Here is a 7,395-nt window from a genome sequence, read left to right on the forward strand (position 1 = left end):
TAAGTTTTCTCTTAATCGAACTTATAATGCTTATATGGTTTAAAAAACTTTGCGTCTCTGCGACTTTGCGAAATTATAAAATTGTATTTTTACTGAAATAAGCCCAAGCTATGTCACAGCAAAAAATTATTTATCTGGATAATAATGCTACAACCCGTGTTGATAAACGCGTATTGGATGCTATGCTTCCGTATTTTACTGATTTTTATGCGAATTCAACTAGCCAGCATATTGCAGGACTTACGGTAAATGAAGCTGTAGAAAATGCCGCTTGGCAAGTGTCAGATTTAATTAACGCCGATGCAGATGAAATCCTATTTACTTCGGGGGCAACTGAAGCTATAAATTTGGCTATAAAAGGTCTAGCGGATCAGGATCGAAAACACATCGTCACCGTTCAAACCGAACATAAAGCGGTTCTTGAGACTTGTAACTTTATGGAAAGTATTGGTTTTGAAGTCACTTATCTCCCAATTGCTTCTGATGGTCTTTTAGATATTCAACTTTTAGAAGAAATAATTACAGGTAAAACACTGGTTTTCATCGGAATGTTTTCTAATAATGAAACAGGTGTCATGCAAAATATCAGCGAAATTTCTAAAATACTGAAAGATAAAAACATACTTTTTTTGTGTGATGCAACTCAAACTATTGGTAAAATTCCGATCGATGTAAAAGCTCTCGGAATTGATTTTTTGGCAATGTCAGCTCATAAATTTTATGGCCCAAAAGGCGTTGGCGCTTTATATCTTTCAGGAAAAACCAAACTAAAATTGACTCCTCAAATTCTTGGCGGCGGACAGCAGAGAAAACTTCGCAGTGGCACCTTAAATGTTCCCGGAATTATTGGTTTAGGAAAAGCTTGTGAGATTGCCCAAAATGAACAAGAAAAAGATCAAAAACGTATTGAAGCCTTACGAAATAAACTTGAAAAAGGTTTGTTGCAGTTTGAAGGATCTTTTGTAAACGGAAACATTTCAAACCGAATTTATAATACTACAAATATTTGTTTTCCAAACGTAAACTCAGAACAGTTGATATTGACTTTGGGGAATATTTCAGTTTCAAATGGAGCTTCTTGTTCGGCAGTTACTTCAGAACCTTCGCATGTTTTAAAAGCAATGGGATTATCTGATGAAGATGCTTTGAGTTCGATTCGTTTTAGTTTGGGACGTTTTACTACAGAAGAGGAAATTGATATTGCTGTTGAGCGCATTTTGAGTTTAGCTACTCCGTTTGCTACTAAGGCGATATGACACTAAGTTTTTTTTTGTTTTTAATCTCGCAATCCCGATAGCTATCGGGAGCAGAGATGCAAAGGTTATTTTTGTCATCCTGACGAAGGAAGGATCACACTAGAAATTCCATAAAGTAAATCCTCAATCTTTGTCGACTCCCGCGTGTGATCCTTCCTTCGTCAGGATGACAAACTGAATCTAGAAAAGCTATGTAAAAAAAACCTTTGCAACTTTGAGCCTTTGTAACTTTAAGCCTTTAGCTCAAGAAATCAACTTAAAATAATCTTCCTCGGTATCAATATCAATATTTCCTTTTTCAAAAGAAACTGAAACCATATCTTCCGCGTATTTTTTAATGAGTTTTTTTGCTCCTTCCTTCCCTTTTAATTCAAGAAGTTCATGAAAGTATTTTTGATGAAATAAAGCCGGTGTTCCTAATGTTTCTGCATAAGCTGAAGCCGCAATTCCTTTTCCAGCTTTCTTAGATTCATTTATTAAATTCTCAAAAACTGAACTCGTTACAAAAGGCTGATCGCAGACTGATAAAATGCATTGTTTACAATCGGGGTTTAGAAGTACTAGTTCTGTAATTCCTTTGACTATTGAAGAAGCCATTCCGCTTTCCCATTCAGAATTGAATGAAATTTTTACATCTGGCAAATTAATCTCTTTTTCTATTATATCATGATTTGCACCTGTTACCACTATTAAAAAAGAATTTTGAGTCTTTAAAGCTTCTGAAATCGTGTTTTTCAGAAGGGTCGATTCTTTATGTTTTAGTAACTGTTTTGGCCTGCCTAATCTAGACGAATTTCCAGCTGCAAGAATGATAATGCCATTTTTTTGTTGCTGTTTATTTTCCATAATGAATTTCATTATGAATTTTGCCCGATTTATATTTTAAAGATGTTCCGGCACGTTCAGAAGCAACGGCTTTAATTTCAGATATAATAGAAAGGGCAATTTCTTCTGAGGTTTCAGCTCCAATATCCAAACCGACAGGACTGTGAATTCGGCTTAACTGCTCTTCATTTACTGTAATTCCTTCCATTGAAAGATCGTCCAACATTCGGCTGAATTTCGATTTTGGACCGAGAATTCCAATATAATGACAATTGGTTTCTAATAATAATTTTAAAACTGCCAGATCGTATTTATAATTATGAGTCATTAAAAGAAAATAAGTCTGATCGTCGATGACTATATTTTCTATGAATTGCTCGGGTTTGACAACCGAAATCTGACTAGCCTTAGGAAAACGTTTTGCACTTGCATGCGTCGCACGCCCTTCTGCAATATGAGTTCTCCATCCTAAAACAGTTGCCATTTTTACCAACGGCTGAATATCATTTCCTGCTCCAGCAATTACCAGCGAAATAGACGGTTTTATATATTCGATTAAAGCTTCTTCATCGTTTTCTTTATGAAGTTTTTTTACTGCCGAAGCTTTATTTTTCAATACTTCTTTTACGTCTGAAATCAAACTTAAAGCTTCATTATCATGAGTTAAAATTGGGCTGTCCTTTCTAAAAAATAAAGCTGTTCCTATCTGAGAAGCATTTCTTTTTAAAGAGAAAACCGTTACTATGACTGCTTCTTTTCTCTCTAATTCAAGTTGTTGCAAAAGCTGAATCGGATTGTTTTCAGTCTCATCATGTATGTATTCAAAAAGAATATGAACGATTCCATTACATCCAAGCTGCAAACCGACCTCTGCATCTTCTTCGTTGCTGGTATTATAAGTTACAAGTTTATTTTGCTTTTGATTAATTGAAAGAAGCGCTTTTCGCAACGCATCTCCTTCTAAACAGCCACCACTTATTGCACCTGTCAGCATACCATCTTCGGTAACCAACATACGTGCTCCTGGCTGCCTGTATGACGAACCTTCGACTTTTACTACGGTTGCCAAAGCTGTTTTCTTCTTTTCTGCTTTAGCTACTGAATATGCTTTAAGAATTTCACTGATTTCTTTCATAAATAATTATTCACTAATAAAAACTGGTATTGACAACACTATTGGCAATATAAAAATTTTACTAACTCATATAAAGTAAAATCATTTAAATTTATAGTTTATTTTGTCTGATGTATTTTTCAAATCTAAAGAATAAAAAACTCTATTTTTTTGTTTTTTTATTATACCATTTATCAAAATCAATTTTAAGATTTTTCTTTTCTATTTCAGTCATAAAAGATAGTATTTTTTTTTATGCATCAACCAAGTAAGAGCACTTTTAGTATTAGCTCTTTTTTATCCTATTAACTATTAATCGCTTTAAGAACTTCTTATATTTATATAAACCGTACATTAATTTTAAATATTTTATGTGCTACAAAAATTGTTCATTTACATCGTCACATTAAAAATAGCAATACAAAAAAACACCTGCAAAAAATTATTGCAGGTGTTTTAAGTAAATAGTTTGTCTAATAAATCGCTGTCGATTATTTAGATTTTTTTATACTTCCCTATGGAATTACATAAGAGGTGTTTGTATTTGTCTGTGCATATTGAATTGCCCAAGCCAGAGTATTAGCATACATAATACTATTATATACCGTTGTTGATCCAGTATATGCTTTTGATAAAGGAACACCTGTTGATGAAATCTTTGCAGGGTACGTAGTAGTAGAAGTATTGCTTGCTGTTCCCGCAGCCCAACCACCATCTCCTACAAACATATATCCAAGCGTATTATGTACAAATGATGTCATTCTGTCAGATCTACCTTGAATAGTAGCCAAAGCTGTTGTATTTACAATTTGTGGAACTGAGTAAGAGTTATTTAAATCTCCTCCAATGCTTAATCCTTTTACACTTCCAAATGGTCCATCAGTTATGGCATTAGAAACAGTAGTTAATGGATTAATATAGGTTGAGTTATCTCTATTAACGTCTCCTGAAGATATAGAAGAACCACATATTGCATTAATTAAACTGGCAAGATTACCATTGTCGTTTTCTTGCGCTTGAATTAAGACACCCTTTTTGTTCTTCACAAAATCAGCTAAAATTCCAACTGAAGTTGAGTTTGGTGTGAAATTGTACGCTAATACAATAATATCTACTTGGTTGTTATTAATATTACTTTTAAGCGCACTATCACTAGTACCTCCATTTATAATTTTCATACTTTGCACTTGCACGATACCATTAGGACCAAAACTTGAAGCATTCATTAAAATTGCTTTTGAGGCATCACCAGAACCTGCTGTACCAGGTGCATACAGACTTTGTCCAAGACTTAAAATGTTCATTGTACGATAAACAAACGTAATTGCTTTTGAACAAGTTATTCCGCTTGAAGTACTATTAGAACTAATTGTATAACTAAATGCCCCTCCAGATACAGGAGTTCCAGAAGCTTGCAATGTTACAGATTGTGCTCCAGTAGTCGTGAATGTTCCTGTTCCTGAGAAGGAAACTCCATTTACTGTACTTGTAGTAATATTATAATCCCCTACATAAGTAACCGTTACAGGAACTGTCATAGTATTTGCACTAGTCATTGCCTGATTAGGAACATAACTTCCTGAAACCGAAATAGTACCACAAGTCATTGTATAGGCAACTGGCTGTTGTGCAATAACAAGATTAAAAGAACAAGTTGCTGAACTTCCTGGCGTACCAGTTAGCGTCAAAGCAGTAGTTGCACCTGATAATGGTGTTCCTGATCCTTTCAGTACTACCGTATCAGCCCCAAGTTTTGTTAATACAATTGGCCCAGAAGAGAACGATACTCCGTTAACTGTATTGGTTGTAATTGTTGTTGATCCTGTAGCAGTAACATTAATAGGTAATGTAATTGTATTCGTTGTTAAATTAAGTGGTACATTTTGCATGTAAGCCCCACTTTGAGTAGCTCCAGCACAATTCATTGTATAAGCCACCGGAGCAACGGTTACCGGAATACCACTACAAGATGCCGTTGCTTGACTATTGGCATTTGAAGAAAGACTAAAAATATTAGTACCGGCTGTTTCTGGCATTCCCGTACCTAACAATTCAACTGTTTGAGGTCCTGTTGTTGTAAAAGTCCCTTGTCCCGTAAAAGAATAACCATTTACTTTATTTGTACTCATACTCCAGAATCCTGTATTAGTTACAATAACGTTTACTGTTAACTTATTAGCAGGAGTTAGATCCAATCCAATATTATAAGATCCTAATGCCGAAATACTGGCACAGGTAACAGAGAAATCTACACTGGCTTTTTCTACAAAAATATGTGGTGAACAACTAGTAACAACTCCGTTCAAAACCAAGCTTACTACATCACCAGGATCTCCTGCTGCATATCCTGCATTTGGTCTTCCCGTTCCTCTTAAAGTTAAATCATATGTGCTTGCATTTGGGAAACTTCCGCTTGCTTCAAAATAATAGCCATTGGCAGTTGTTGCTGTAATAGTATATGTACCAGGTTGTGTTACAGTAACTGGAACTGTAAGCGTATTGCTCGTTGTTAAAACCTCGCCTTGTTTATAAGTTCCATTCGCTGTAACTTCTGAACATTGTACAGAAGAAATATCAAAAACAGCTGGCGGCGGTGTACCACACATACTCAGCCATTGTACTCTTAAAGCATCCCAATAATCAAAACAATTGGTATTGGTATTGAACACCAATAATCCGTTTGATAAATTAGCTGAAGGAATAGCGTTACGCTGTGCTGTAGACATGCGTGAAATCAACATTCCTTTATTATTACTTTCTAATTCAAAAATCGCCCCATCTCTGGCTTTTGTTGCTCCATTGCTAATGGTTCCGTCTTTAATTTTTGCAGTTTCAACCTGAGCGAAAACGGAGCAAAAACTTAGTAAACTGAAGACAACTGCTAATGTTATCTTTTGTACTTGATTTATATAATTCTTCATGTTCTAAAATTTTAGTCAGCATCAAAGCACTTTACAGTGCTTTGACCTGATTAATGATTAATTGGTTTGCTATTATTTAGTTGATATTAATTTTTCCAATTTCTCCAAACGTTCATTCATAGCTTCTGATTCAGCTTTTAATTGCTCCGCTGCAGCTTTTAACTGTTGGATTTCACTATTTTTAACTTCTAATTCCTTGTCTTGTTCAATAATATGCAAATACAATTCTTCTGTTTTTTCAAGTAATTGTATTGATAATTCAGAAACATTAAATGAATATCCTTCTTTTGTTTTTACCAATTCGTTAATAGGTGTTATCCCTGGCAAATGCTTATTCTTTTTAATAAATGCATCTACTTCAGCCAATGGTTTAAATTTATAATCTCCCTTAATTTCTGAGAATCCTTTAAAATAATCTTCAAATACATAATCGGCATAGTAGCTATTTACTGTTGTGATTGCACCGTTTACTCTCAGCTTTTCACTTGGAGCAGAAGAAGGCGTTGTAAACCCGATTCCTACCCAGCCTTGAGTATATACATTCTCTGTGTTTGATGTTGCACCTTTGTTTGTATCTGTACTAAACCAAGGCTCTTTAACTACATCTGCAAGGTTTAAAGCATTTACTTTGTTATCTTCATCTGTATAATCTAATGTCCCTGCATCGCTGTTTACCTCTAATTTGGTAAGTGTTTGTGCATCTCCCACAAGATCTACCAGTTTGAATTCACTGTCAACACCATTCTCATCTTGATAAACCAATGATTGAGTTGCACCGTCGTATGTTAATGAAGTCAAGGTTTCAGTTCCTTTTACCAAAACTGACATGTCAATAGGATTATCAGTTCCAGTTTCATCTTTATACGTCAAAGTGTGTTTATCTACTAACTGTCCGTATTGATCTTGTTCTTGCGTCACAACATCAGTTAATGCTGTAACTGTCTCTTTAATAGCAACTGGAGCTCCTAAAGTTTCATTAGTGTATGTTGCAATTGTATTTCCTGTTGTTACAACTGGAGTTACTGAAGTTATAGTTTCGGCTTTCCCAACTAAATCAACTAAACTAATTACAGTTGGAATTCCGCTTTCGCCATTATAGGTCAACGTATTTGCTACTGCATCATAAACAAGCGTTGTTTTAGTCTCTGCATTCCCTACCAAATCAACAAGCTGAAGAACATTAGCAATATTATTCTCATCTATATAAGTCAGTGTTTTTGCTGTCGCATCGTAAACCAAAGAAGTTAATGTTTCTTTATTTTCAATAAGTTTCGTAATT

5 protein-coding genes are annotated in these 7,395 nt (G+C 34.7%); 1 reads left to right on the plus strand and 4 read right to left on the minus strand.

What is annotated here, in order from left to right; genetic code table 11:
* Nucleotides 1-110 precede the first annotated feature (110 nt).
* A complete protein-coding gene (locus DM397_RS06845; protein ID WP_111376821.1) occupies nt 111-1,256 on the plus strand; it encodes a cysteine desulfurase family protein in 1,146 nt (381 codons plus the stop codon).
* A gap of 243 nt (nt 1,257-1,499) precedes the next feature.
* On the opposite strand, the gene DM397_RS06850 is transcribed toward DM397_RS06845, so the two are convergent.
* From DM397_RS06850 to DM397_RS06865, 4 genes are all read right to left on the minus strand, one after another.
* Nucleotides 1,500-2,102 (minus strand): nucleotidyltransferase family protein, encoded by a 603-nt coding sequence (locus DM397_RS06850; RefSeq protein ID WP_239457812.1) that lies wholly within the window; start codon nt 2,100-2,102, stop codon nt 1,500-1,502.
* Complete coding sequence (locus DM397_RS06855; protein ID WP_111376823.1) at nt 2,092-3,216, minus strand: XdhC family protein; 1,125 nt, start codon at nt 3,214-3,216, stop codon at nt 2,092-2,094. The genes DM397_RS06850 and DM397_RS06855 overlap by 11 nt, the downstream gene beginning before the upstream one ends.
* Nucleotides 3,217-3,710: 494 nt before the next feature.
* On the minus strand, nt 3,711-6,116 hold the full coding sequence (locus DM397_RS06860) for a hypothetical protein (protein WP_111376824.1): 2,406 nt from the start codon (nt 6,114-6,116) through the stop codon (nt 3,711-3,713).
* Nucleotides 6,117-6,188: 72 nt separating this feature from the next.
* Nucleotides 6,189-7,395: cell division protein ZapB (locus DM397_RS06865; RefSeq protein WP_262510676.1), on the minus strand; the 1,207-nt coding region annotated here is incomplete at its 5' end.

This window comes from Flavobacterium nitrogenifigens (assembly GCF_003254565.1).
Classification (GTDB): domain Bacteria; phylum Bacteroidota; class Bacteroidia; order Flavobacteriales; family Flavobacteriaceae; genus Flavobacterium; species Flavobacterium nitrogenifigens.